At 56.4% G+C, this 24,249-nt stretch carries 21 protein-coding genes; 8 read left to right on the forward strand and 13 right to left on the reverse strand.

Annotated features, from left to right (window positions below):
- Positions 1-93 precede the first annotated feature (93 nt).
- The 4 genes from cysG to nirB are packed head-to-tail and all read right to left on the reverse strand — an operon-like array spanning position 94 to position 5,250.
- Positions 94-1,497 carry a siroheme synthase CysG gene (gene cysG / locus ACUTQ5_RS21160; protein ID WP_445652847.1) on the reverse strand — a complete coding sequence of 468 codons (1,404 nt, stop codon included), beginning with the start codon at positions 1,495-1,497 and terminating at the stop codon, positions 94-96.
- A gap of 49 nt (positions 1,498-1,546) precedes the next feature.
- Positions 1,547-2,347: a nitrite transporter NirC gene (gene nirC / locus ACUTQ5_RS21165; protein ID WP_445652848.1), complete on the reverse strand. Its 801-nt coding sequence runs from the start codon at positions 2,345-2,347 to the stop codon at positions 1,547-1,549.
- Between the two features lie 30 nt (positions 2,348-2,377).
- Complete coding sequence (nirD, locus tag ACUTQ5_RS21170) at positions 2,378-2,704, reverse strand: nitrite reductase small subunit NirD (RefSeq protein WP_445652849.1); 327 nt, start codon at positions 2,702-2,704, stop codon at positions 2,378-2,380.
- Positions 2,701-5,250, reverse strand: a complete 2,550-nt coding sequence (nirB, locus tag ACUTQ5_RS21175; RefSeq protein ID WP_445652850.1) for a nitrite reductase large subunit NirB — start codon at positions 5,248-5,250, stop codon at positions 2,701-2,703. Before nirB ends, nirD begins: the two co-directional genes overlap by 4 nt.
- 303 nt (positions 5,251-5,553) lie before the next feature.
- Between nirB and ACUTQ5_RS21180 the strand changes: the two genes are divergently transcribed.
- On the forward strand, positions 5,554-6,822 hold the full coding sequence (locus ACUTQ5_RS21180) for a cytosine deaminase (RefSeq protein WP_445652879.1): 1,269 nt from the start codon (positions 5,554-5,556) through the stop codon (positions 6,820-6,822).
- A gap of 65 nt (positions 6,823-6,887) precedes the next feature.
- Here ACUTQ5_RS21180 and tsgA read toward each other — a convergent pair whose 3' ends face one another.
- The 4 genes from tsgA to ACUTQ5_RS21200 form a co-directional block, all read right to left on the reverse strand.
- Entirely contained in the window at positions 6,888-8,072 is a 1,185-nt protein-coding gene (gene tsgA / locus ACUTQ5_RS21185) for an MFS transporter TsgA (RefSeq protein WP_445652851.1), read from the reverse strand.
- A 312-nt stretch (positions 8,073-8,384) separates the two neighbouring features.
- On the reverse strand, positions 8,385-9,365 hold the full coding sequence (locus ACUTQ5_RS21190) for a LacI family DNA-binding transcriptional regulator (RefSeq protein WP_445652880.1): 981 nt from the start codon (positions 9,363-9,365) through the stop codon (positions 8,385-8,387).
- A 95-nt stretch (positions 9,366-9,460) separates the two neighbouring features.
- A complete protein-coding gene (locus ACUTQ5_RS21195; protein ID WP_445652852.1) occupies positions 9,461-10,768 on the reverse strand; it encodes a 6-phospho-beta-glucosidase in 1,308 nt (435 codons plus the stop codon).
- Entirely contained in the window at positions 10,765-11,109 is a 345-nt protein-coding gene (locus tag ACUTQ5_RS21200) for a PTS lactose/cellobiose transporter subunit IIA (protein ID WP_445652881.1), read from the reverse strand. The genes ACUTQ5_RS21195 and ACUTQ5_RS21200 overlap by 4 nt, the downstream gene beginning before the upstream one ends.
- Positions 11,110-11,464: 355 nt before the next feature.
- Here ACUTQ5_RS21200 and ppiA point away from each other — a divergent pair, with 355 nt between their 5' ends.
- The 6 genes from ppiA (at position 11,465) to argD (ending at position 18,296) form a co-directional block, all read left to right on the forward strand.
- Complete coding sequence (gene ppiA, locus ACUTQ5_RS21205; protein WP_012147266.1) at positions 11,465-12,034, forward strand: peptidylprolyl isomerase A; 570 nt, start codon at positions 11,465-11,467, stop codon at positions 12,032-12,034.
- A gap of 161 nt (positions 12,035-12,195) precedes the next feature.
- Positions 12,196-13,881, forward strand: coding sequence for a LytS/YhcK type 5TM receptor domain-containing protein (locus ACUTQ5_RS21210; RefSeq protein WP_445652853.1), 1,686 nt, complete (start codon positions 12,196-12,198; stop codon positions 13,879-13,881).
- A complete protein-coding gene (gene btsR, locus ACUTQ5_RS21215) occupies positions 13,881-14,606 on the forward strand; it encodes a two-component system response regulator BtsR (RefSeq protein WP_445652854.1) in 726 nt (241 codons plus the stop codon). Before ACUTQ5_RS21210 ends, btsR begins: the two co-directional genes overlap by 1 nt.
- 140 nt (positions 14,607-14,746) lie before the next feature.
- Positions 14,747-16,273 (forward strand): helicase HerA-like domain-containing protein, encoded by a 1,527-nt coding sequence (locus ACUTQ5_RS21220; RefSeq protein ID WP_445652855.1) that lies wholly within the window; start codon positions 14,747-14,749, stop codon positions 16,271-16,273.
- 98 nt (positions 16,274-16,371) lie between these two features.
- Positions 16,372-16,947 carry an aminodeoxychorismate synthase component II gene (locus ACUTQ5_RS21225; protein ID WP_445652856.1) on the forward strand — a complete coding sequence of 192 codons (576 nt, stop codon included), beginning with the start codon at positions 16,372-16,374 and terminating at the stop codon, positions 16,945-16,947.
- Positions 16,948-17,078: 131 nt separating this feature from the next.
- Positions 17,079-18,296 (forward strand): bifunctional acetylornithine/succinyldiaminopimelate transaminase, encoded by a 1,218-nt coding sequence (gene argD, locus ACUTQ5_RS21230; RefSeq protein ID WP_445652857.1) that lies wholly within the window; start codon positions 17,079-17,081, stop codon positions 18,294-18,296.
- 43 nt (positions 18,297-18,339) lie between these two features.
- Here argD and ACUTQ5_RS21235 read toward each other — a convergent pair whose 3' ends face one another.
- Both ACUTQ5_RS21235 and crp read right to left on the reverse strand, forming a co-directional pair.
- Positions 18,340-20,415 (reverse strand): YccS/YhfK family putative transporter, encoded by a 2,076-nt coding sequence (locus tag ACUTQ5_RS21235; protein WP_445652882.1) that lies wholly within the window; start codon positions 20,413-20,415, stop codon positions 18,340-18,342.
- A 54-nt stretch (positions 20,416-20,469) separates the two neighbouring features.
- On the reverse strand, positions 20,470-21,102 hold the full coding sequence (gene crp, locus ACUTQ5_RS21240) for a cAMP-activated global transcriptional regulator CRP (RefSeq protein ID WP_004718520.1): 633 nt from the start codon (positions 21,100-21,102) through the stop codon (positions 20,470-20,472).
- A 379-nt stretch (positions 21,103-21,481) separates the two neighbouring features.
- Between crp and ACUTQ5_RS21245 the strand changes: the two genes are divergently transcribed.
- The gene (locus tag ACUTQ5_RS21245) at positions 21,482-21,889 is read left to right on the forward strand and encodes an OsmC family protein (protein WP_012147257.1); all 408 of its coding nucleotides are present in this window, start codon (positions 21,482-21,484) and stop codon (positions 21,887-21,889) included.
- A gap of 39 nt (positions 21,890-21,928) precedes the next feature.
- On the opposite strand, the gene ACUTQ5_RS21250 is transcribed toward ACUTQ5_RS21245, so the two are convergent.
- The 3 genes from ACUTQ5_RS21250 to ACUTQ5_RS21260 form a co-directional block, all read right to left on the reverse strand.
- On the reverse strand, positions 21,929-22,798 hold the full coding sequence (locus tag ACUTQ5_RS21250) for a phosphoribulokinase (RefSeq protein ID WP_261097093.1): 870 nt from the start codon (positions 22,796-22,798) through the stop codon (positions 21,929-21,931).
- 151 nt (positions 22,799-22,949) lie between these two features.
- Positions 22,950-23,183 carry a YheU family protein gene (locus tag ACUTQ5_RS21255; RefSeq protein WP_445652858.1) on the reverse strand — a complete coding sequence of 78 codons (234 nt, stop codon included), beginning with the start codon at positions 23,181-23,183 and terminating at the stop codon, positions 22,950-22,952.
- Entirely contained in the window at positions 23,180-24,160 is a 981-nt protein-coding gene (locus ACUTQ5_RS21260; RefSeq protein ID WP_445652859.1) for a hydrolase, read from the reverse strand. Before ACUTQ5_RS21260 ends, ACUTQ5_RS21255 begins: the two co-directional genes overlap by 4 nt.
- Positions 24,161-24,249 lie beyond the last annotated feature (89 nt).

Raw genomic sequence — 24,249 nt, forward strand, 5'->3', positions numbered from 1 at the left:
TTCGGCTGCTCACCACAAAGCAGGAAAAACCACGCTTTTTCCTGCTTTGTCAGCAACCTAAAGCGGCCACTGGCCGCTTTTTTTACGTTGGTCTCAGGCCATTTGAGCCAGTGGTTGCGGAGGCTGCTGGCTGGAGAACCAGTTCAGCTTACTGCGCAGGCTGACTACGCTACCGACGATGATTAAACTTGGGCTGGCAGCCTGTAAGGCCAGCGTCCCCAGTTGGCTCAATTCACCTTCGATGACCCGCTGGCGGCAGGAAGTCCCATTTTCTACCAGCGCCACCGGCGTAGCGGCAGCCATGCCGTGCGCGATCAGTTGGCGCTGGATCTCTGCCGCCTGCGTCAGGCCCATGTAAAACACCAGCGTTTGTTGCCCGGCGGCCAGCGTCGCCCAGTCCAACCCGCCGTCGCTCTTGGCGTGGCCGGTCACCAGTCGCACGCTCTGCGCATGGTCGCGATGGGTGAGGGGAATGCCGCTGTAGGCCGAACAGCCGGAGGCGGCGGTAATACCCGGTACTACCGAGAACGGGATGTTGGCATCGGTCAGGGTTTCCAGCTCTTCGCCACCACGGCCGAAAATAAACGGGTCACCGCCTTTCAGCCGGACTACGCGTTTGCCCCGTTGCGCTTGCTCCAGCAGGATGCGGTTGATCTGCTCCTGCGGTACGCAATGATGGCCGGCGCGCTTGCCGACGAAGATGCGTTCGGCATCACGGCGTACCAGTGTCATGACTTCATCAGACACCAGCCGGTCATAAACCACCACGTCAGCCTGCTGGATTTGCTGCAGGCCTTTCAGAGTCAGCAAACCGGCATCGCCCGGACCGGCACCCACCAGCACCACTTCGCCACATTCTTGCGGTTGATGGCTAAACAGTTGCTCAATTTGCCGCTCCGCCAGTACTACGTCATTATTGGCCAGCGATTGTGCCAGCCGATCGTGGGCAAACAGCTTTTCCCAAAAACGGCGGCGTGAGCCGATGTCGCTGAAGTGCTTTTTCACCCGCTGACGCAACGAACCCCCCAGCTGTGCCAACTTGCCAAGATGTTGGGGCAGCACGGCCTCCAGCTTTTCACGCAGCAGTCGTGCCAGCACCGGGGCTTTGCCGCCGGAGGACACCGCGACCATGATCGGCGAGCGATCGATAATCGACGGCATGATAAAACTGGCGCGTTTCGGATCGTCGACCACGTTGCAAAATACCCGCTGCTGGTTGGCACACTGGTACACCAGCGCATTGACCTCGACCCGGTCGGTGGCGGCGATCACCAACCACTTTTCTGCCAGTAACTCTGTACTGAATTCACCTTCCGCCAGAGTGACCCGGCCAAGATCCGCCCATTCGTGGAACTGCGGGGTGAAGGCACAAGCGTTGACGGTCAGTGCCGCACCGGCGTCCAGCAGCAGGCGAGCCTTGCGCTCGGCAATCTCACCGCCACCGACCAGCAGGCAGGCTTTGTGTTGCAGTTGGCAGAAAATCGGCAGGTAATCCATCGGCACTCCTCGGGACAATCAGCAGTGGGGCGCAAGGCGCCCCGGAATATTATGCAGTCTGGCGCGCTGCGGCTTTCTCTGCCTGTGGCCGTTCGGCGCGCGGCGTGGCGTACCAATAACCCAGGCCCATCAGGACCGAACCGGACAGGATATTGCCCAGCGTCACCCACAGCAGATTATGGCCGATCCCACTCAGGGTATAGGCCTCACTGTGATTACCGAACCAGGACAGGGCGAACAGCGTCATGTTGGCGACGGAGTGTTCATAGCCGGAAGCGATAAAGGCCAGCAGGCACCACCAGATGGCGATGAATTTGGCGGCGCCCTCGACGCGAATGGCCATCCAAATTGCCAGGCAAACCAGCCAGTTACACAGCACGCCCTTGAAGAACAGCACTTCGGCCGGAGCAGTGGTTTTCGCCAGTGCCGCAGTATGTATCAGACTGGTGTCTACCGGCAGCAGGCTGCCGCCGCCGTAATAGTACATCAGTGCGACCAGCACCGATCCCAGCAGGTTACCCAACCAGGTTTGCGGCAGTACCGCCCACATCTGGCTGTGGCGAATGGTACCGGCTTTGACGCCCAGCGTCAGGAACATGGTGTGGCCGGTAAACAGTTCGGAACCGGCGATGATCACCAGCGTCAGCGCGATGCCGAAGGTGGCACCCATCACTAATGGCCGAAGGGAAGGATCGACCAGATTGCCAAGGGTGAAGATCAAAATGATGCCGAGGCCGACGTAGGCCCCGGCCATCGCCGAGCTGATCCAGAAGCCCAGCGGGCTGTCTTTCGACAGCCTGACGATGCGTGCCGCGTTGGCGGCGCATTTGTTGATGGTATCGGTGAACATGCTACTTCCCCTGAGGTTAAATAGAAAATATCAGGCCGCGACCTGCACCATGCCGTCCACAACCCGGCTGGTGAAATGCGCGACGCTGCGGCTGCCATCTTCCAGGCAGTAACCGTCGTGCAGGCGGAAATGCTGTTTTTTCAGCGGGCTGGCGACCCACAGTTCCCCCTGATGTTCGGCGATCAGGCCACGTGACAGCACGCTGGCCTGGGCGAAGGGATCGATATTGCTGATAGCAAACACCCGCTCGTCGGCATGGGGGCGGAATATCGCCACCTGCTGTGCGCCGATCAGAGCGCACACGCCGGTGCCTGGCAAGATATCAGTAACGGGGCAAAGGGTGATCCACTGGCTCATAGGTTGTTCTCCTCAGCTTCCAGCAGAGTGACGGGAATACGTTCATCCGGACGCGCCGGCCGATGCTGTTCGCGCTCGGCCACGACTTGTACGTTCGGATCGCGCAGGCTGCTGTTGATAAAGTGGGCGAAACGCACCTGGGCCTGAGGATCTTCGACGGCTTCTTTCCACTCGCAGATCACCGCCTCACGCAAGCGGGCGATTTCGGCTTCCAACTGATCGTTGATGCCCAGTTTGTCGTCAATGATCACTTTGCGCAGATAATCGATGCCGCCTTCCAGGCTTTCCAGCCACACCGAGGTGCGTTGCAGCTTATCGGCGGTACGGATGTAGAACATCATGAAACGGTCCAGATAGCGTTCCAGCGTAGCGCTGTCGAGATCCGCCGCCAGCAGGTCGGCGTGACGGGGCTTCATGCCGCCGTTACCGCACACGTACAGGTTCCAGCCGTTCTCGGTGGCGATAATGCCGACGTCCTTGCCCTGCGCTTCAGCGCATTCGCGGGTACAGCCGGAAACGCCGAACTTCATTTTGTGTGGCGTACGGATGCCTTTGTAGCGGTGTTCCAGTTTGACGCCAAACCCGACGCTGTCACCCACGCCAAAGCGACACCAGGTGCTGCCGACGCAGGTTTTCGACATGCGCAACGCCTTGGCGTAGGCGTGGCCGGTTTCAAAACCGGCGGCAATCAGCTTGCTCCAGATGGCCGGCAGGTCGTCTTTCTGCGCGCCGAACATGCCGATGCGCTGAGAACCGGTCATCTTGGTATACAGGTTGTATTCCTTGGCAATCTGGCCGACCGCCATCAGTCCGTCCGGCGTAATTTCACCGCCGGCGGAGCGTGGGATCACCGAGTAGGTGCCGTCTTTCTGGATATTGCCGAGGAAGTTGTCGTTGGTGTCCTGCAGCGGCGTGTGTTGCGGTTTGAGCACGAACTCATTCCAGCAGGAAGCCAGCAGCGAGCCGACGGTCGGTTTACAGACTTCGCAGCCGTAACCTTTGCCGTATTTGGCCAGCAGTGCGTCGAAGGACTTGATGCCTTCAACGCGGATCAGGTGGTACAACTCCTGGCGTGAATAGGTGAAGTGTTCGCACAGGTGATGGTTAACCTCGATGCCCTGTTTGCTCAGTTCGGCGTTCAACACCTGAGTGATCAGAGGAATACAGCCACCGCAGCCGGTACCGGCCTTGGTTTCTGATTTTATCGCCGCGACGGTGTGGCAACCCATCCCGACCGCCTTGATGATGTCGCCTTTGGTGACGTCGAAGCAGGAACAGATTTGCGCGGTTTCCGGCAATGAATCTACGCCGATGGCCGGTTTGCTGCCCGCATGCGCCGGCAGGATCAGGCCGTCCGGATTTTCCGGCAGTTCAATGGAGTTCAGCGCCAGTTGCAACAGGTTGCCGTAGTCGCTGGTGTCGCCGACCAGCACCGCGCCGAGCAGGGTTTTGTTGTCGGCGCTGACGATGATGCGCTTATAGACTTCTTTGCTTTCATCCAGATAAACGTAGCTGCGTGCGCCTTCAGTGCGACCGTGGGCATCGCCAATGCCGCCAACGTCTACGCCCAGTAGCTTCAGTTTGGCGCTCATGTCGGCGCCCTGGAAGGCATTTTCGCGGCCCAGCAGATGATCGGCCGTGACCTGCGCCATTTTATAGCCCGGCGCCACCAGGCCGAAGGTGCGTTCATGCCAGGAGGCACATTCGCCGATGGCGTAAACGTCCGGATCGGAGGTTTGACAACTGTCGTTAATCACGATGCCGCCACGGCGGGCGGTAGCCAGGCCACACTGGTGAGCCAGCTTGTCCTGAGCGCGGATGCCGGTGGAGAAGACGATAAAGTCCACTTCCAGCGCGGTGCCGTCGGCAAACTGCATGGTTTTGCGCGCCTGTTCACCGCCGTTGACGATTTCCTGGGTATTTTTACCGGTATGGACTTTGACGCCCATGCGTTCAATCTTGCGGCGCAGTTGATCGCCGCCCATCGGATCGAGCTGTTCGGCCATCAGTACCGGCGCAAACTCGATGACGTGAGTTTCAACACCGAGGCTTTTCAGCGCACCGGCGGCTTCCAGCCCCAGAAGGCCACCGCCGACCACCGCACCGCGTTTGCTGCGGCGGGCGCAGGCTTCGATAGCGTTCAGATCTTCAATGGTACGGTAGACGAAACAGTCCTGACTTTCGGCACCTTTAATCGGTGGGATCCACGGATAAGAGCCGGTAGCCATGATCAGCTTGTCGTAGTAGACGGTGCGGCCGGTATTGGAGTGAATGACTTTCTCGCTGCGGTTAATGGTGATGGCGCGTTCGCCGACCAAAACCTTCACGCCCTGCTTCTCGTAAAAGCCTTCACGTACCAGTGAAAGTTCTTCGGCGGTGTGGTGGGAGAAATAAGAAGAGAGGTGTACGCGATCGTAGGCGATGCGCGGTTCTTCGCAAAATACGGTGATGTCGAATTGGTCTTTGTCTGCTTTTTCCAACAGATCTTCGATAAACCGGTGGCCGACCATGCCATTGCCGATGACAGCGAGTTTGACTCTGCTCATTATTGCCTCAAAATTCTGGTTTCCTAGCGTTACCTTATTCCTCCCGGTGGGCGATTTATTGATGCAAATCAATCGCCCCTCCATATACCTCTAATGTGGTATATGAATGATTTTTATCGTTATTTGTTAAGTTGCGGTTTTTATTAATCTTTAGCTGAAACGAGCCAGTTAATGCGAATTCTACCCATTCGGGAGTAATGGGTGGGGTAATAAATTCTTGGCGTCTTTGTCAGTCTGATCCGCTGCCAGTATGATGAATGAAACAGACTGGAACAGCAGAGGTGAAGGGTGGCCAAAAGTCCATTGAAGTTTATCGATAACCTGCGTCTGAGCGGGCATGAAGGGCTGTGGCAATTGGCCATTGAGCAGGGGCGCATCGCCCATATCGTGCCGCAGCCGGAAGGGCTGGAATGGCGCAATGATGTGCTGGATGCGCAGGGCGGGCTGGCGCTGCCGGCGTTTGTCGAACCGCATATCCATCTGGATACTACCCAGACCGCCGGGCAACCGGCCTGGAACCAGTCAGGCACCCTGTTTGAAGGCATTGAGCGCTGGGCAGAGCGCAAGGCGCTTCTGACCCACGAGGACGTCAAACAACGCGCCTGGCAGACGCTGAAATGGCAGATCGCCAACGGCGTGCAGTATGTGCGTACCCATGTTGACGTTTCCGACCCAACCCTGACCGCGCTACGTGCGATGCTGGAGGTGAAACAGGAAGTCGCCCCCTGGGTCACGCTGCAAATCGTCGCTTTTCCGCAGGAAGGCATTATGTCTTATCCCAACGGCGAGGCGCTGTTGGAAGAGGCGCTGCGGCTGGGGGCCGATGTGGTGGGAGCCATCCCGCACTTTGAGTTTACGCGTGAGTACGGCGTGGATTCGTTGCACAAGGCGTTCGCCCTGGCGCAGAAATACGATCGGCTGGTGGATGTTCACTGTGATGAGATAGACGACGAACAGTCGCGCTTTGTCGAAACCGTGGCGGCGTTGGCGCTTAAGCTGGATATGGGCGCCAGAGTCACCGCCAGCCACACCACGGCGATGCATTCCTACAATGGGGCTTACACTTCACGGTTGTTCCGCCTGTTGAAAATGTCCGGCATCAACTTTGTCGCCAATCCCTTGGTTAATATTCACCTGCAAGGTCGCTTCGACAGCTACCCGAAACGGCGCGGTATCACCCGGGTGAAGGAGATGCTGGAGGCGGATATCAACGTCTGCTTCGGCCATGATGATGTGTTCGATCCCTGGTATCCGCTGGGCACTGCCAACATGCTGCAGGTGCTGCATATGGGGCTGCACGTGTGCCAACTGATGGGATACGGCCAGATCGACGACGGGCTGAAACTGATCACCAGCTATAGTGCGCGCACTCTACATCTGACCGACTACGGCCTGACCTCGGGCAACAGTGCCAACCTGGTGATATTGCCGGCCGATAGCGGCTTTGATGCGCTGCGCCGACAGACGCCGGTGCGTTACTCGATACGTCAGGGCACGGTGATTGCCGAAACCCAGCCAGCAGAAACCACGCTGTATCTGGCGCAGGATGAGAAGGTGGATTTCCGGCGTTGAGGCAGAACTACCCTAATAAAAAAGGCGCCGGGGCGCCTTTTCAATATCACGTCATTGATGACAGATCAGTGGGTCACGTGACCGTGGCTGCGGTGCTTGGTGACGAAACCGAGCAGCAGGCACATCACGAATACCGCCAGATACAGGCCGTTAGCGGTAGTCAGCGCCGCGTGCGCGCCGCCTTTGGCTACGATCGGGCCGGTCACCACGAAGGTCAGCATGGTACCGATGGTGCCGCAGGTCAGGATGAAGTTAACCAGTTTCGGTGAGGAAACCTTGGTCTGCAGCGAGCCCAGCGTGATCAGCGTGGTGTAGATTGCGCTGGAAACGAAGCCCAGAGCCATAATGTAGTAGCCCAGATGTTCCGGATTGTCGGTGCTGACAAACAGGTACATCGCACCGGTCGCCAAAGCGGCCAGAACCGTGACGATGCGCTGCAAATCGAAGAAGCGCAGGATAAAGCTGAACACCCACATGCCGATCATGTACGAGGTCCAGAAATCGCTCACCAGCTTGCCGGCCTGGCTGATATCCATCCCGAACGACTTGGTGGCGTATTCCGGCACCCACTGAATGAAACCAAGTTGGCCGAGGATGTAGCACAGTGCGGCGATCGACAGGAACAGCACGCCGATACCCCATTTTTCTTTCACCACCGGCTGGCCAGCGTCGGCACCTTTGTTGCCCAAAACCGGGAACTCGGAGAACAGGGCCAGCACAAAAATACCCACATACAGCAGGCCGATGCAGGCGTACACCCAGTACCAGCCGATCTGACGTGCCAGCAGCATCGCGGCGACAATCGGGAAAATCATCCCGGCCATGCTGAAGAAGGAGTCAGTGAACAGCAGGCGCGAACCGCGTTGGCGGCCGGCATACATATGGGTGATCAGGAAGGTGCCTATCGACATGGTGATACCGCTGACCACGCCAAGGATAAACATGCACAACGAGAACATGGTCAGGCTTTTGCCGAGCATCAGTCCGGCAATAGCCAGTACCATCAGCACAAAGCCAAATATCAGTTGACGTTTCAGCGGGATAATTTCCATCAGCCAGGCATTGAGGAAGATCGAAATCAAAATACCGGCGTTAAGGAAGGTAAAGGTATTACTCATGCTGGAAACCGGCAGATTAAAGTACTCTGCAATGTTCCCCATCACCATCCCTGTGACGATAACTAAAGCACCGGTCAGCGCATAAGAAAAATAGCTGATCCAGGTAAGCCGTAGACGGTTGCTGTCATTCATTATATAGGCCTGATTATGTCTGTTAGGATTATTCCCGTCGCCTTTCAAACCGCAGCGTTGTTACCTGCACTAACTTACCCCACTCACTTACCTAAGTAAGCTCCTGGGGATGAGTGAGCTGGGTGCCTAGCTGCAATTTGAAATTCATAGGGTATAACGCTGGATTAAGGCCGCTGGCTTTTCCTGGCAAAAGCAGGAAAAGTCCCGATCAGGCCACCAGGGAGCGGATCCTAGCACAGACAACGGGAGTTTTTGTGATGCCTATCTACTTTTTGATGCAATCAATGAGAGGCGCTGAAATATTTTTGTGATCTATTTTCTCGCCGTCACGATCGAGTCGCGGCTGATAACGAGCGGCGCAAAGCTAACCGGTGACGTGGCTGGGTCAATCAGCAGGCGGGCGGCATATTGCGCCATTTCACTGATCGGGAAATGCACGCTGGTCAGCGCCGGGCGGACAAAGGGGGCGCGTTCACCGCTGTCGTAACAGATTAGCGAGATATCTTGCGGCACCCGCAGGCGGTGTTCGTTGACGGCCAGCAGTGCGCCGATGGCCATCTCTTCATTGCAGCAGTAGATGGCGGTGGGCAGGGTTTTCATTTTCAGCAGTTGATCGGCGCAGCGATAACCGCTCTCCAGATCGTAAAGCCCCTCGACGCAGGCGACCGGCTTGATATGCGCCGTCTGCATAGCCTGTTCAAAACCCTGCAGCCGCAAGAGACTGGAAGGGCGGTCGCGCGGGCCGCTGATGCAGGCAATGTACCGGTGGCCGGCATCAATCAATTGTTGTGTTGCCATGCGGCTGGCGCACTGGTGATCGAATGTGACGCAGTGCGCTTCCAGACCAGGCACCAGACGATCGAGCAGCACAAAGCGGCGTTGCTCTGCCGCCAGTTGGCGTAACTGGTCATCGCTGAGGAAACGGACGTGCAGGATCACGCCATCGCAGCGCAGATTGAACAGTCGTTGGATCGCTTGCCATTCGTTTTCCGCACTGTTACGCCCCTGGGTCACCAACAACTGCTTGCCGTGGGATTCGGCTTCGGTTTGCACGAAGTCCATCAGTGCGCCGAAGAAGCCGCCGCGATAGGAGGTAGTGACCAGCCCCAGGGTATTGCTGTGGCTGGAGGCCAGTGCGCGGGCGGCCGGATTGGGCGTGTAGCCAAGTTGGGCCACCGCCTTTTCAACCTTCTCACGGGTTTGCCCCTTAACGTTGGTATCGCCATTCACTACGCGTGACACGGTGGCGCGGGACACGCCCGCCAGGGCTGCGACATCTTCCAGTGTCACCATCATCCGACTCCTGATTACGACAAAAATGGGGCCGACGCAGCGGCCCCCGTATATTAGGTATAGCAATGTATCAGCAACCGCGGTTGGCCCGACGGTTATTTGAACTGGGGCAGATAAGGCGCATTCACCGCCAGCACTTCATCCAACAGCGGCTGCGCCACATTGGCATTGCCGACCAACGGGTTGGTGACCAACGCCAGCAGCCCACTGCGGCGATCGCCGTGCACTGCAGCTTCGATGGTCAGGCGCTCATAAGCTTTCACCTGTTGGGTCAGCGCGTGCATGGAGTCCGGCAGCGTGCCGAAGGTCAGCGGATGGGCACCCTGAGCATCGACGATACAGTTGGTTTCTATCACCGCGTCGTCCGGTAAACCGCGAATAGCGCCACGGTTTGCGGTATTAACGACTAATTGCGTCCCGAGATTATTATGGATCGCACGAATTAGCTCCAGTGCCACTTCCGAATAATATGATCCACCGCGGAAACTTAACTGTTCCGGTTTGCTGTCGAGATGCGGATCGGCGTACAGCTCAAACAGCTCTTTCTCCACCTTCATCACCTGCTCGGCGCGGGTACCGCGTTCGGCCGCAGCGGCAATTTCCTCGGCCAGCATTTCTTTGGTTTGGTAGAAATAGCGGTGATAGGGGCAAGGGATCGCCCCGACGGCGCGCAGGAAGTCCGGTTGCCAAGGTTCTTCCTTGATGTTGTTCATGGTCAGCGCCGCACCGTCACACAACATGTCAATCACCTTGTCGGTGACGTCATGCCCGTTTTGCAGCACCTGATGCACCCATACCATGTGGTTCAGCCCGGCGAACTGCAGCTGCACCTCTTGATAACGGCTTTTCAGCATATTGGCGATCATGTGATGCATGCTGATCGGCACGTTGCACAGGCCGATGATTTTCGCTTTGGTGTAGCGGGAGACCGCTTCGGTGACGATGCCGGCTGGGTTGGTGAAGTTGATGATCCAGGCGTCAGGCGCCAGTTTTTCCACCCGGCGTGCGATATCCAGCATCACCGGAATGGTGCGTAGTGCCTTGGCAAAACCACCTACGCCGGTGGTTTCCTGGCCGATTAAATCGTACTTCAGCCCCAAGCGCTCGTCGGCGGCGCGTGCCGGTAACTGGCCAACGCGGAACTGAGTCAGAACGAAATTGGCGTCACGAATGGCCTCATCCAGTTCGAAATGCACGCTGACCTTCACCTGTTCTAGCCCGTGGCGCGCCAGCATGCGTTCGGTCAGGGCGGCAATAATCTCGACCTTTTCACGGCCAGGCTCAACGTCCACCAACGCCAGTTCGGTCACCGGCAGCTCATCAATGCGTTGGATCAAGCCATCGACCAATTCTGGCGTGTAGCTGCTGCCGCCGCCGATGACAGCGATTTTTAACGGTTTCATGCGCGAATCTCCATTTGGGTCTGACGGCGATAAAGCTCAATCATGTCGTCTGCCAGATCCTGGATCACCATGGCGTTCATCAGATGATCCTGAGCATGAACGGTAATCAGGTTGATGGTCAGTTTGCCGCAGCCTTCGTCCAGGCCGATCAGTTGGGTCTGGATCTGATGGGCCTTTTTTACCGACTGTTTGGATTCGGCCATGTGTTTGGCTGAAGCTTCAAAGTCGCCGGCACGCGCTTGTTGCAGCGCCAATAGCGCACTGCTGCGGGCGCCACCGGAGAACACCAACAGCTCCATGATGGTGCTTTCAAAATCGGGGCTGATTTCAGTTTCAGGCATCAATTCACTCACGTTATTTCTCCTGTATTGCACGGCGGTGGTGCCGGCGGACATTCATTATTCTCATCGTTGCGCCAAAATGAGAGCGCTCTCATTGACCTAATGTAACGGGAATGGAAAATGAAACCGGGAGTTGTGTCGCAAAAAACAACCAAGGCGTAAAAAGGGCAAAAGATGCGTGATGCAGTTGGCAAAAAGGTCTAAGGCGATCATACTTTTGGCAGTAAAATCCGGGGCTGACTGAGATAAGTCCCACAATTAAGTAAATATAGGTAAATGGCTGGCACTCGCAGGCGCAGCTCTTTAGAATCAATGCGCTTTTCCGTTGTTTGTCTCTCAGAGAAAGGACCCGTTAATGTTCAAACGTACTTTAGTGACCTTCGTTGCGCTGTGTTCCCTGACAGCAATGGCACCTGCCGCGCTCGCCGCCGGTGAAACTCATGTCATGCTGACTACCTCGGCAGGGAATATCGAATTGGCGCTCGACAGTCAGAAGGCTCCGGTTTCCACCAAGAACTTCGTCGACTACGTGAACAGCGGCTATTACAACAACACCATTTTCCACCGTGTGATCCCGGGCTTTATGGTTCAGGGCGGTGGTTTTACTGCGGATATGCAGCAAAAATCCACCCAGGCACCGATCAAGAACGAAGCGGATAACGGCCTGCGCAACCTGCGCGGTACCATTTCGATGGCGCGTACTGCCGACAAAGACAGTGCCACCAGCCAGTTCTTCCTCAACGTGGCGGATAACGCCTTCCTGGATCACGGGCAGCGCGATTTCGGCTATGCGGTATTCGGTAAAGTGGTCAAAGGCATGGACGTGGTAGATAAAATCTCCCAGGCACCGACCGGCAACGTCGGTCCGTACCAGAATGTTCCGAGCAAACCTATCGTCATCCTGTCAGCAAAAGTGCTGCCATAATGATTTTGCGCCGGCCCCAGGTGGGCCGGCTGCGTTGCTTTCCCCGGAAGCCTTGCCTGCATCACTGTTTTTTCCCCCTTCACATGTTTTAATCGCCAGCTTATAACCAGACCGGAAACCCGGCGTTCTGCATCTGTTTTGTTAAGGGATGAGCTGCTGCCATGTTTGAATTTAGCCAGGTTCTGCTGCTGTTGCAGCAGATGTGCGTTTATCTTGTCATTGCTTATTTACTGAGCAAAACCCCGTTATTCATTCCACTGACACAGGTAACCATTCGCCTGCCGCACAAGCTATTGTGCTACGTCATTTTCTCGGTGTTCTGCATCATGGGCACCTATTTCGGTCTGCATGTCGAAGGTTCCATTGCCAACACCCGTGCGATCGGTGCCGTATTGGGCGGCCTGCTGGGTGGGCCTTCAGTAGGGCTACTGGTGGGGCTGACCGGTGGCCTGCACCGTTATACCCTGGGCGGCATGACCGATATTGCCTGTGCGGTATCAACCGTGGCGGAAGGACTGGTGGGGGGGCTGGTGCATAGCATCGCCATGCGTCACCGGCGTATCGACCTGCTGTTTAATCCGCTGTTTGTCGCCGGGGTCGCGCTGGTGGCCGAAGTGCTGCAAATGGTGATTATCCTGGCGATTGCCCGGCCGTTCGACGAGGCGCTGCGGCTGGTGGAACATATCGCTTTGCCAATGTTGATCGCCAATACGGTGGGGGCCGCGATGTTCATGCAAATCCTGCTGGACAGGCGAGCGATGTTCGAGAAATACACCGGTGCGTTTTCCGCCAAGGCGCTGAAGATTGCCGAACGTACCGAAGGGATCTTGCGACAGGGGTTTGATCAGGAAAACAGCATGAGAGTGGCGCGGGTGATCTATCAGGAGCTGGGTATCGGTGCCGTAGCGATAACCGACCGCGATAAACTGCTGGCGTTTATCGGCATCGGTGACGACCACCACCTGCCGGGCACACCGATTTCATCAAAGCACTCGCACCGTGCGATCGACAACAATGAAGTGGTCTACGCCGACGGCAATGAGCACTCCTACAGCTGCTCGATTAACTCCAGTTGCAAACTGGGCTCGACGCTGGTGATCCCGCTGCGCGGTGAAAATGAGCGGGTGATCGGCACCATCAAACTGTATGAGCCGAAGAGCCGCTTGTTCAGTACCATCAACCGTACGCTGGGGGAAGGTATCGCCAATCTGCTATCCGCACAGATTATGGCCGGTCAGTATGAGCGACATAAACAGCTGCTGGCGCAGTCAGAGATCAAATTACTGCATGCACAGGTCAATCCGCACTTCCTGTTTAACGCCCTGAATACGCTGGTGGCGGTGATCCGCCGTGACGGCGACCGGGCCTGTGAGTTGGTGCAAAACCTTTCGACCTTTTTCCGCAAGAACCTCAAGCGTTCCGGTGATGAGGTCAGCCTGGCGGACGAGCTGGAACACGTGAATGCCTACCTGCAAATCGAACTGGCACGTTTTGCCGATCGGTTGGAAGTTGTGGTTTCGTTGCCGCAAGAGCTGTTGGCCGTGCGGCTGCCGGCATTTTCACTGCAGCCGATCGTTGAGAATGCCATCAAGCATGGTACTTCGCAGTTGTTGGGGGTAGGGCGGATTGATATCGGTGCGCGGCGCGAAGGAGAGTGCTTGTTGCTGCAGGTGACCGACAATGCCGGATTATTCCAGTCGCAGCCGAACAACAGTGGACTGGGGATGAACCTGGTGGATAAGCGTATCCGCGTACGCTACGGCGACGACTATGGCGTACAGGTAGCCTGTGAGCCGCAAACATTCACTCGCATTACGATCAATGTCCCTTTGGCGAGGGCTGCCTGATGTTAAATGTACTGATTGTTGACGATGAACCTTCTGCGCGCGATAACCTGCGGCATTTGCTGGAGGCTGAAGAAGGTATCTCTATTGTTGGCGAATGCGCCAATGCAATAGAGGCCATCAGCGGGATCCATCGCTTGCAGCCGGACGTGGTGTTTTTGGATATCCAGATGCCGCGCCTCACCGGGCTGGAGATGGTAGGCATGCTCGATCCCAATCGTATGCCGCACATCGTCTTTCTGACCGCCTACGACGAATATGCGGTGCAGGCTTTTGAAGAACATGCGTTTGATTATCTGCTGAAACCGGCGGAGCCGAAGCGGTTGAGCAAAACGCTGCAGCGCCTGCAGCAGCGCCGCGGGCAGCAGAATGTCGCGGCACTGGATGAGAGTGCCGGCTATCTGAAATACATTCCCTGTTCCGGCCACAGTCGCATCTACCTGCTGCGTTTTGACGAGGTGGTGGCTGTCCGTTCGCGGTTGAGCGGGGTGTTCGTGGTGCGCAATGACGGCATGGAGTGTTTCACCGAACTGACGCTGCGGACGCTGGAACTCCGTACGCCGCTGGTACGCTGCCACCGCCAGTATCTGGTCAACCTGGAGCAGGTACGCGAAATTCGCTTCGAGGACAGCGGTGCGGCGGAGATGATCATGCCGGCCGGAGAACCGGTGCCGGTCAGCCGCCGCTACCTGAAAGCTCTGAAGGAAGAGCTGGGACTGCGGGGTTAGGGCGATTCTGAAATTATTGGCTTTGCGGGCGTCTTGATGACGCCCTTTTTGTTTGTCCTTGACGGGGTTACGCCGCGCTTATAGCTTTATTGACATCAACAGGCGCTTTTCGCGCCGGGTCAGCGTCAAAGGAAAAGAAAATGAGTGAAGCACGGATTATCGCCAAAGCGATGAAAGACGGGAAACCGGTACAGGATCTGGCGATCCTGCCCGCTTTGGCGAACCGCCATGGTCTGATCACCGGCGCAACCGGGACGGGTAAAACCGTGACGCTGCAAAAAATGGCCGAGCAGTTCTCGCGTATCGGCATTCCGGTATTTTTGTCCGACGTGAAAGGCGACCTGTCGGGGATTGGTGCCGAAGCCGTGCCTTCCGAGAAACTGCAGACACGCCTGACGGCCATTGGCGTCACTGACTGGCAGTCTCAGGCCTGTACCATTATTCCATGGGACATTTACGGCGAGAAGGGTCACCCAATCCGCGCCACTGTGTCTGATTTGGGCCCGCTGCTGCTGGGGCGTTTGCTGGATCTGAACGAAGTGCAAAGTGGCGTGCTGCAGTTGGTGTTCAAAATTGCCGACGATAACGCGCTGCTGTTGTTGGACATGAAAGATCTGCGTGCCATGGTGCAGTACGTGGGTGACAACGCCAAACAGTTCCAGACCCAATACGGCAATATTTCTTCGGCTTCGGTGGGCGCTATCCAGCGTGGGCTGTTGACGCTGGAAGAGCAGGGTGCCAACCAGTTCTTCGGCGAACCGATGCTCGACATCAACGACCTGATGAAAACCGATGCCAATGGCCACGGGGTGATTAACCTGCTGGCGGCGGACAAACTGATTAATCAGCCGAAGCTGTATTCGGTGTTCCTGCTGTGGCTGCTGGCCGAATTGTTCGAACACCTGCCAGAGGTGGGCGACCCGGAACAGCCAAAGCTGGTGTTCTTCTTTGATGAAGCACATCTGCTGTTCAATGATGCGCCGGCGGCATTGCTGACTAAAATCGAGCAGGTGGTACGCCTGATCCGCTCCAAAGGCGTCGGCATCTACTTTGTGACCCAGAACCCGCTGGATATTCCGGACAGCGTGCTGGGTCAGCTAGGCAACCGCGTACAGCATGCGTTGCGTGCTTTTACTCCTCGCGACCAGAAGGCGGTGAAGGCGGCGGCACAAACCATGCGTGCCAATCCGGCCTTCGACGCCGAAACGGCGATCACCGAACTGGGCGTAGGCGAGGCGCTGGTGTCGTTCCTGGATGAGAAAGGGCGGCCAAATGTGGTGGAGCGAGCGATGGTGATCGCACCGGAATCCAAAATGGGCATGCTGGGGGCCGAAGGGCTGAACAGTGCGATCAACAAGTCGCCGCTGTATGGCCGCTACGAGGACATGATTGACCGAGAATCCGCTTATGAGAAGTTATCTTCGTCAGGTTTTGCTACCGTCGGCACGCCGCAACCGGGTCAGCCGGCGCAGCAACCACAGGCGCAGCAGCAGGCGGGCGGTGGCTTGATGGGCGGTCTGAACGATATCCTGTTTGGTTCCACCGGCCCGCGCGGTGGCAAGCGTGACGGTATCGTCCAGACCGCCGCCAAGAGCATGGCGCGCGACCTTGGCCGCCAGATCCTGCGTGGGGTGCTGGGGTCGATTATGGGCGGTCGCAAAAAGTAAGCTGAAATTATCGCTGGCGGCAGTATTGCAGGGGCGTTGTATAATGCACCGGTGTCAATCGGGGCGAGCCCCTTACTATGCTGTTTGTTGGAACCCCTATGCTGCTGCTAATCGATAACTACGATTCTTTTACCTATAACCTTTACCAGTACTTCTGCCAATTAGGTGCCGAAGTGCTGGTGAAGCGTAACGATGAACTGCAACTGGCCGATATCGAAAGGCTGGCCCCGCAGCATTTGGTTATCTCCCCTGGCCCTTGCACCCCAAACGAAGCCGGCATCTCGCTGGCAGCTATTCGGTATTTCGCCGGCAAGCTGCCGATCCTTGGCGTTTGCCTGGGGCACCAGGCACTGGGGCAGGCCTTTGGCGCTAAGGTAGTGCGTGCCCGTGAGGTAATGCACGGTAAAACCTCGGCGATCCGGCATTTCGACAGCGGTATTTTTCACGGGCTGAACAATCCGTTGACCGTGACCCGCTACCACTCGCTGGTGCTTGAGGCCGCTACTTTGCCGGACTGTTTTGAAGTGACGGCCTGGAGCGAGCGCGACGGCGTACACGATGAAATTATGGGGATCCGTCACCGCCAACTGGCGCTGGAAGGGGTACAGTTCCACCCGGAGAGCATCCTTAGCGAGCAGGGCCACCAGCTGTTGGATAATTTCCTTAAAAGTTAATTGGTTAAGTTTTTTTTAACTGCGAAGACGATTTGCGTTTGCCCTTTATTGGTTTTTTATGCATATTTTGTGATTATATTCTCACTTGATCGCAACCAAAAGACTGAGTCAAATTCAGGGTGGGCCCCATAATGACCGAAAAATCCGCAGTTAACCGCAGTACCTTTGACCAGGTTATCCTGCCTGTTTATGCACCCGCGCAGTTTGTTCCGGTCAGGGGCAAAGGCAGCCGCGTGTGGGACCAGCAGGGGAAAGAGTATATCGATTTCTCAGGCGGCATTGCGGTGACGGCGTTAGGGCACTGTCACCCGGCTTTGGTCGAGGCGCTGAAACAGCAGGGCGAAACCCTGTGGCATACCAGCAACGTTTTTACTAACGAGCCGGCGCTGCGTCTGGCCACCAAGTTGATCAACGTCACCTTTGCCGACCGGGTGTTTTTCGCCAACTCCGGCGCAGAAGCCAACGAAGCGGCCTTCAAGCTGGCTCGTCATTACGCCATTACCCGCCACAGTCCGTATAAAACCAAAATCATCGCGTTTTATAATGCTTTCCACGGTCGCACGCTATTCACCGTCTCGGTGGGTGGGCAGGCCAAGTATTCGGATGGTTTTGGGCCAAAACCGGCTGACATCGTGCACGTCCCCTTCAACGACCTGGCGGCGGTGAAAGCAGTGATGGACGACCACACCTGTGCGGTGGTGATGGAACCGATCCAGGGGGAAGGGGGCATTACCCCGGTTAACGCCGAATTCCTCAAGGGAGTACGCGAACTGTGCGACAAGCACCAGGCGCTGCTGGTGTTCGACGAAGTGCAAAGCGGCATGGGGCGCAGCGGCAAGCTGTTTGCCTATATGCATTATGGTGTGGCGCCGGACATTCTCACCACGGCCAAAGCGCTTGGCGGCGGTTTCCCGGTCAGTGCCATGCTGACCACCGAAGAGATCGCCTCGGTGATGCAGGTCGGTGCCCACGGCACCACTTACGGCGGTAATCCGCTGGCCTGTGCTGTGGCGGAAGCGGCGTTGGACGTGATCAATACGCCGGAAGTGCTGAGCGGCATTGAGTTGCGTCATGGGTTATACGTGCAGGCGTTAAAGAAAATTGGCGAGAAGTACGGTGTTTTCAGCGATATTCGCGGCATGGGCCTGCTGATTGGCGCTGAATTAACACCGCAATACCACGGCAAAGCGCGCGATTTCCTGACCGCAGCTGCCGCTCGTGGGCTGATGATCCTCAATGCCGGGCCAAATGTGATCCGCTTTGCCCCTTCGCTGGTGGTGGAAACCCAAGACATCGACCAGGGTATGGCGCTGTTTGAGCTGGCGGTGCAGGACGTGATTAACGCTTAATTTGCTATTTGCTGCATGGTTAACCGGGCGCCGTGTGGCGCCCTTATTCATCGCGCAGTTTGCGTTTCAGCCAGATGCCGTGGTGTGGGCGTTGGCTCCAGGCTAATGACGAGATGGTATGCATGACGCTCAGGTGCGAAAGAATGCGCCGCAGGTGGCGCTCCATTTCGGTCACCGGCATCTCAGGGTGCAAATCCGGCGGCTGCATAATGCTGTTGCCACTGCTCGGCCCGTCGTACTCCAGCCGTTGCTGGCAGCTTTGCAGCGCAATCTCGCAAGATTGCAGATACTCCTCCGCCAGCTTTGGCGTCAGCATATAGTGCTCGCGCGCCAGGATAGTCATTGCATTCAGATGCTCGACAATAAACTGGCTGTGCGTCACCCACAGGCGCATATCCGCCAGATAGTTCGATTCAAACCCCGGCTCCTGCATGGCCTGATTCAGCGAGGTGAATAACGCATTGTGCGCCTGATTGACCTGCATACGTGCGTAGGCCAGTGCACTGGGATCTGGCTCTTGCTCTTCCAGCAACAGACGTAATGCCTGCTGATCGTTTTCCAGCGCCTGATGGGCATTCTTGCGCAGTAATCCGCTTTGCCACTGTGGCCACAGCCAGATGGTACTGCCGAACACCAGCACGCAGCCGATCAGCGTGTCGATCAGCCGCGGCACCAGGAAATGTGTGCCGTTGAGGGCCAGCAGTTGCAGGGTGTAGACCGCCGTCACCGTAAAACCAATAACCGCCAATCCGTAGTTTTTACGTGAAACCAGATAGGCCAGCAGCGTAATCACCAGCATCACGCTCAGGGTCTCGGCTTCGGGCAGTTGTAATTGCAGCAGACCGGCGGCGATGACGAGTCCGGCCAGAGTACCGAGCGCACGGTGCTGGATGCGCACCCGGGTGGCATTGTAGCCGTTCTGGCTTACCAGCATGATAGTGAGCAGGATCCAGTAGGGTTTCGGCAGGTTGAACATCATCCCGAGGCTGCTGCCTGCCGCCAGCGTGACGCCTAATCGTGCCGCATTACGCATGGCATTGGATTTGAACGACAGATAACTGACCAGCGCCGGCCAAAACGGCAGGCGGTTTTGATTGGCCATCAGGTCACGCCGGTAGAGTGGATGCTGGGTACGCAGCAGGCGGGCGATGCGGCTGAAGTGGTAGTAGCAGAACTGCCCAACCGGATTCTCCGGGTGCTGTGCCGCCACTTTTTCCAATGCTGTCAGTTCATTGCCCATATTGAAGCGTTGCGAATGTTGGTGGTAGAGAATATCGTGCGCCACCGTGCGCAGCCGATTGGCAATTACCTGCGCATTGCGGCGGATAATGGCTTCGGCCTGGCTCTGTTCTACCAGTTTTTGCACCTCTTCCGGCAGGTGCAGGCTGACGGTGATGTGTTCCTGCAAATCCAGCGCGACCTGGAAGGTGCGTTGCAGGCGCTTTTGTTCGAGATTGCTGGCATGGGGGAGAAAATTAAGTTGTTGATACAGCAAGGTGATCAGATCCATGACCTTTTGCTGGCGCACCAGCAGGGGAGGTAATGCGGTCTGCGGGTCGGTGTGCTGGGTCAACAGCGAATATTTGGCTTCGAAGTAGTCCGCCAGTTCCAGATAGAGCTGATTAAGCGACTCGCGCATCGGCTGTTCTTTCCACAGCTTGAACCAGAACCAGGTAAACAGGCCGTACCAGGCCGTGCCCACGATATATAACACCGGCGCGTGCCAAAGCGGCACCGTACCGGCCATGCTGAGGGAGAAGATGGCGGCAACTAGCGCAGCAGGCAGCAGACGGGCGTGTAGCGGGCTTATTTCACCGTTGACACCGAGCAGCAGCGCCAGGCCGAGCATCAGTATCGGCAGCGGCAACTGCCACAACAGAGCTTGCTGCAGCAACAAACTGCTGAATGCAAACAGTGAACCGCCGACGATCAGGCGTTTAAAGAAGCGTTTATGAGGCGTGTCCAGCCCGGCGATGTTGCAGCAGGCGGGAACCAGGGAAAATAGCAGGCCGTATTGTAGTTGGCCGATCAACAGCCCGAGCAGAACCGGCAGGCACAGCACCAGCGTTTGTCGTAGTGCGTAATTAACTTCCGGATGATAAATCAGTCGGCGCCACATGATGACTAGGGGCATAAAAAAACGGCGCGAATTATCGCGCCGTTTTTTCAGTGATTAACGGGTGCCGTAAACGACAATAGTTTTGCCGTGGGCGGAGATCAGGTTTTGATCTTCCAGCATTTTCAGAATACGACCAACGGTTTCACGTGAGCAACCGACGATCTGGCCAATTTCCTGACGGGTAATTTTAATCTGCATACCATCCGGGTGGGTCATGGCATCAGGCTGTTTCGCCAGGTTCAGCAGGGTTTGCGCGATGCGGCCTGTAACGTCCAGGAAAGCAAGGTTACCCACTTTCTCAGAGGTGATCTGCAGACGGTTTGCCATCTGAGCTGACAGGCGCATCAGGATGTCCGGGTTAACCTGAATCAACTGGCGGAATTTCTTGTAGGAAATTTCAGCCACTTCACAGGCGGTTTTCGCCCTAACCCAGGCGCTACGCTCCTGACCTTCTTCAAATAATCCAAGCTCGCCGATGAAATCCCCCTGGTTAAGGTAGGACAGGATCATCTCTTTACCTTCTTCATCCTTAATCAGCACCGCGACGGAGCCTTTGACGATGTAGTAAAGCGTTTCGGCTTTTTCACCTTGGTGAATCAGCGTACTTTTGGATGGATATTTGTGGATATGGCAATGAGACAGGAACCATTCGAGAGTAGGGTCTGTTTGCGGTTTGCCGAGAACCATTCGCTGTTATCCTCTGTTGTTATCGCTGCCTTGTGTCACAGGGGTCAGAGTTCCCTGTAAAACGTGCTGTCGCCGTTGTTTTAATGGTAGCTGGCAGCAGGTTTTGAGGCGTGTCATAAATATACGCTGTCGCTCTAGCATATTAACTTGCCGGGAGAGCTGCAAGCTACATTCTGTTAACATACCGGTAAAGGAGCCTTTCCCTGGGAGTTTCCCTGAAATCAGTGTCCCGGAAAGATTTATTGCGGCTCTGTTTGTAGCACAGAGTGAGGCGGGTGTCTTGTGTTGTCTCGCTTCAGCATGATTAGCATCAGGTTCCGTTGCCAGTTTCTATGCGAAAGCGTAGTCTGATTTTAAGAAATTAACCGGAGTGACCAGCATGCAGGCAAGAGTTAAGTGGGTGGAAGGGTTGACGTTTCTGGGCGAATCCGCGTCTGGCCATCAGGTATTGATGGACGGCAACGCCGGCGATAAAGCGCCCAGTCCGATGGAAATGGTGCTGATGTCGGTGGGAGGATGCAGCGCGATAGATGTGGTGTCGATCCTGCAAAAAGGACGCAACGACGTGCGTGATTGCGAGGTGAAGCTGACCTCTGAAAGGCGCGAAGAAGCGCCACGGTTGTTTACCCATATCAACCTGCATTTCATCGTCACCGGTAAAGATTTAAGTGACAAAATTGTTGAGCGCGCGGTGAATCTTTCCGCCGAGAAGTACTGTTCGGTGTCATTGATGCTGAGCAAGGCCGCCAGCGTGACCCACAGTTTTGAGATCCGCGCGGTGTCCTGATAGATAAAGGGGCGCGGTCCGTTGCCGCGCTCCGGTAAGTTAGCCGATTTTTTTGCCTTCCAGCAGTTGCTGCACCAGCGGCGCCATAATCAACTCCATTGCCAATCCCATTTTGCCGCCCGGCACCACCAGCGTATTGATATGCGAGATAAAAGATCCCTGCAGCATCGCCAGCAGATAAGGGAAATCGATCTGATCCAGGCCGCGGAAGTGGATCACCACAAAGCTCTCGTCCAGCGAGGGGATCGCCTTGGCGGCGAACGGGTTGGAGGTATCTACCGTCGGCACCCGCTGGAAGTTGATATGGGTGCGCGAAAACTGCGGTGTGATGTAGTTGATGTAGTCTTCCATCGAACGCACCACTGAATCCATCACCGCTTCACGGGAGTGGCCACGCTCGCCGGTATCGCGAATTAACTTTTGGATCCATTCCAGGTTAACAATAGGCACCACGCCGACCAGCAAGTCGACATGCTTGGCCACGTCGTTGTGTTCGGTCACTACGCCGCCGTGCAGCCCTTCATAAAACAGCACGTCGGTCGGTGCCGGTAAGGCTTCCCACGGGGTAAAGGTCCCCGGTACCTGGTTATAGGGCACCGCTTCATCGTAGGTGTGCAGATACTTGCGTGAACGACCGGTGCCGTTGGTACCGTACTCGCTAAAGCTTTGTTGCAGCAGGCCAAAATCGTTCGCTTCGGGGCCGAAATAGCTGATATGACGGCCAAGATCGCGCGCTTTGCGGATCGCCGCGTCCATTTCCGGCCGGGTATAGCGGTGGAAACTGTCACCTTCCAGCTCCGCGGCGCGGATGTTCAACTGCTGAAAGATTTTACGGAACGCCACGCTGGTGGTGGTGGTGCCGGCACCGCTGGAGCCGGTCACTGCGATAACGGGATGTTTGGCGGACATGGTGATGGGTCACTCCGTGTTTAATGCGCAGGCGTCAGTTAAAATTTTTGGTCTGTTTGACACCTTTTCGCCAAGGGCAAAATTCCGCGCGTTGGTTTGCAATCCCTCATTGTTACCTGATTTTTTCCGTCAGTCATAGAACCGACAGTCACTAAATTTCTTCTTGCCCGGCACGGAACTGCCCGCGCGGCATGATGTTGATGGTCTCATGCAGTTCTGACCATACCAGTAGCACCTCGCCGTTTTTCAATTGGCGGCGCACGTCTTCCACTTTATGTTCCAGGGAACGTTCATGCTCACCGTAGTCGGTCCCTTCGCGCAGCACAAAGGATTCAATCAGGCTATTGAGGGTCTCGGTTTCCAGTTCTTTCCAGGGGATGATCACTTGATTGTTTCCAGGTAAGGGGCAAGCCAGGATGGAATACGGTATTCCAGCCACATATGGGGTTTTTTCAATGTACCGCCGACAAAACCGACGTGGCCGCCAAACTCGGTCAACTGATATTCAATGTTGTGCGGCAGCGTGGCGGTTTCGGGGATCACTTCGTCGGTCATAAAAGGATCGTCCTTGGCATGGATGATCAACAGCGGCGTTTGGATCGACGGCAGCAGTGGCAGGGCGCTGCAACGGCGGTAATAATCGGTGGCATCGCTAAAGCCATGGATGCGCGAGGTAATCGCATCATCAAAGTCGCGGATCCGACGCAATGCCTTGAGCTGCGGCAGCTTGAGCGGCAGGGTATCAGGATAGTGCAGCAGTTTACGGGTGGCGTTTTGTTTCAACTGGCCGAGCAGGTAGTGCTGATAAACCCGCGAGAAGCCTTGATCCATCCGCCATGAGCAAGGTTCCAGCATCAATGGCGCAGAAACCACCACCGCCGCCTGCAGCAGACTGTCGGCGCCCTGCTGTGCCAGATAACAGGCCAGCATATTGCCGCCGAGTGAGACGCCAACGGCAGCGGTGGGGGCTTCTCCGTAGGTAGTACGCAGCCACTGGAGGAAGAAGCGCGCATCTTCCGTTTCACCGGAATGATAGATGCGTTGCTTGCGGTTCGGCACGCCACTGCAACCGCGAAAATGCATTACCACCCCGAGCCAGCCCTTTTCACGCCAGGCGTTGAGTTGACCATGGGCATAGGGGCTGTAGAAACTGCCTTCCAGGCCATGGAACAGCACCACGCGCGGCTTGCCGCCGGCCTGAGCCGGATCTTCGCTCCAGGCGAGATCGACAAAGTCACCGTCGGGCAGTTCCAGCCGTTGCCAGTGGGGTTTCAACTGCACGTGGCGACGCACCAGCCGTGGTAGCAGCGTTTGCAGATGGGGATTACTGGCCCCGCTCAACGGGCGAAAGGATTCATGCATAGCTTGAATTAAATTCTTATTGGCCACTCTTGTGGGATGATTAGTGCGCTGATAGCTTCACTACCCTGAGTTAACAATAATACTGCAAA

It is taken from the genome of Serratia sp. NA_112.1 (genome assembly GCF_052691715.1).